This window comes from Pseudomonadota bacterium (assembly GCA_022361155.1).
Classification (GTDB): domain Bacteria; phylum Myxococcota_A; class Polyangia; order Polyangiales; family JAKSBK01; genus JAKSBK01.
The window spans coordinates 1-1,601 of sequence record JAKSBK010000134.1 but is presented as its reverse complement, the minus strand read 5'-3'; the positions used below and the strand labels follow the sequence as shown (position 1 = coordinate 1,601).

Annotated in this window: 2 protein-coding genes; both read left to right on the top strand. The window is 64.0% G+C overall.

What is annotated here, in order from left to right; all coding sequences use genetic code 11:
* A partial coding sequence (locus MJD61_04515; protein MCG8554540.1) for a hypothetical protein occupies positions 1-556 on the top strand: 556 nt, incomplete at its 5' end.
* 859 nt (positions 557-1,415) lie between these two features.
* Positions 1,416-1,601: hypothetical protein (locus MJD61_04510; GenBank protein ID MCG8554539.1), on the top strand; the 186-nt coding region annotated here is incomplete at its 3' end.

Sequence of the window (1,601 nt, the reverse complement as noted above, 5' to 3'; positions counted from 1 at the left end):
GCCTGCGGCGCGCGCTGCGGCCCATACTCCGGGCACGGTGCGCATACGGGGGCTGCCCGGAGGAGACGTCGAGTTGCCGGGCTGGAGCGCGGTGCTCAAGGTGCACGAGGGTCTCCGAGGAGATGGGCCGCGTGGGGAGGTGAGCTTTGCGGCGGACGGTCGGGGTCAGGATGGCCTGATCCGTTGTGGATTCGCCCTGAATCTCGGGGACGTCTCCGGTGGCCTACACGTGGATGGAGTCTACGATCTCACGATGCCGAAGTCTGCGGCCAGGGTTGGGAGGGTCATGGTGGCGCCGAATCAGTTCAACCTGCGCTTCTTGGACAAGGATTGGTTCCGGGCGCGCTCTGGCAAGGCCACCGTGGAGTATTCCGCAGGCAAGCTGAAAGGCAGGCTCGAGGCGCGTTTGGTGGCTCCCGCGAGTGGGGAGAGCCTGGACGTCGAGGTGGAGTTCGAAGGTAAGGTGGATCTATTGTGCAATGTGGCCAGAAGCGATGGGAAGCCGGGGTGGCGCGACGGGACCTGGCGTGATCCGTTCTGCCGGCGTTGTCATTAGTCCCTGCGGCGAGTCGGTGCGGCGGAGTGCAAGGGATCCCCACACCGAACGGTGTCATGCTGTACGTGCAGACCCGCGTGGCGTGAATTACCCTCTGGACCGTCAGCGTCAGAAACATGGGAGGTCGGACATGGGTTGGGGTGTTTCACTTTTCGCACTAGCCTTTTCGAGCCTAGCGATCGGATGCCTTGGTAGTGGTGACCGTTCAGGGAGTGGGGAGGGCGGAGTCCGTGCGCCCCGCCCGCCACCGTGCTTGGAATCTCGACCCTATGACTGCTGCGGCGGCCCATCGTCGCTGGCCTCATCGATACTCGGCAGGAGATTCTGCGTGGGAACGCCGCTGTGCAACACGCTTGCCGACTGCCCCGTTCCCGCTGGAGGAAGCGCCCAGGTGATCTGTCGATCGCTGCTAGACATTGTGGCGAACGGCTTCGGGGGCGTGTGTGTGCTGACGTGCGAAATTGGCGCACAATGCCCCGATGGCATGGAGTGTTTTCAGGAACGTTGGTGCCCCTGGGGCAAGGATTGTGTTCAAGGCCGTTGCGTCGTGCCCGCAACCACGCACTGTCAGCGCATCGACCCGAACACCCCGTCATGGCGGTCCCATTGTGGCCCCTGACGCCAAGGGCGAGAACGAGAACGAGAACGAGGAACGAGGAAAGGAACGACCTGACCCTCGATAGAGCGGCAGGTGTCAAGTACATGCAGTGGTCCCCTCCGGCAGCGCGGTGCGCAGTCGGCAATACGAGAAGTGGGCGCCAGCCGAGAGGGACGGCACAGGAGTCGCGGGGTCGGGCCCGAAAAGGACACCCTTAATAAGTTGACGCGACCGCTGCAGGATGCTAGAAGGAGAACCACAATGACGGTGGCCCGTGCCGAGCAGGTGAGCGTGGATGCGACGCCCTGGTATCATGTGATATCCCGCTGTGTGCGGCGGGCGTTCCTGTGCGGGCAGGACCGGTACTCGGGGCGCAACTTCGACCACCGCAAGGTCTGGGTGGTCGAGCGGGTCAGGGAGCTGGCTTCCGTGTTCGCGGTCGATGTG